The sequence below is a fragment of the Methylobacterium sp. J-001 genome (genome assembly GCF_022829565.1).
In the GTDB taxonomy this organism is placed as follows: Bacteria; Pseudomonadota; Alphaproteobacteria; order Rhizobiales; family Beijerinckiaceae; genus Methylobacterium.
The window spans coordinates 1-330 of sequence record NZ_JAKSYN010000008.1 but is presented as its reverse complement, the minus strand read 5'-3'; the positions used below and the strand labels follow the sequence as shown (position 1 = coordinate 330).

1 pseudogene is annotated in these 330 nt (G+C 75.2%); it reads right to left on the bottom strand.

Going from position 1 to position 330, the window contains the following annotated elements:
• A pseudogene (locus MKK65_RS00105) lies at nt 1-330 on the bottom strand (methyl-accepting chemotaxis protein); the annotation flags it as partial.

The window sequence follows — 330 nt, the reverse complement described above, 5'->3', positions numbered from 1 at the left end:
CACGCTGGAGCCGAGCTGTTCCGCGGCGGCTGCGACGGTGCGGACGTTGGTGGCGGCCTCCTCGGCGGCCGCCGCGACGCTGGTGGATTGCGCCGCCGCCTGGGTCGCGGTTGCGGTCAGCGCCTGGGCGGTGCCCTGGAGCTCGTTGGCCGAGGCCGAGACCATGCCGACGATCGCGCCCACGGCCTGCTCGAAGCCGTCGGCCAGCGCGATCATGCCGCGCTTGCGCTCGGCTGCGGCGGCCTCGTCGGCCAGGTGCTGCGCTTCGACCTGGTCGCGGGCCTGTTGCGCCACCCGCGCCTTGATGCCCTCGACGGCACGGCCGACCAA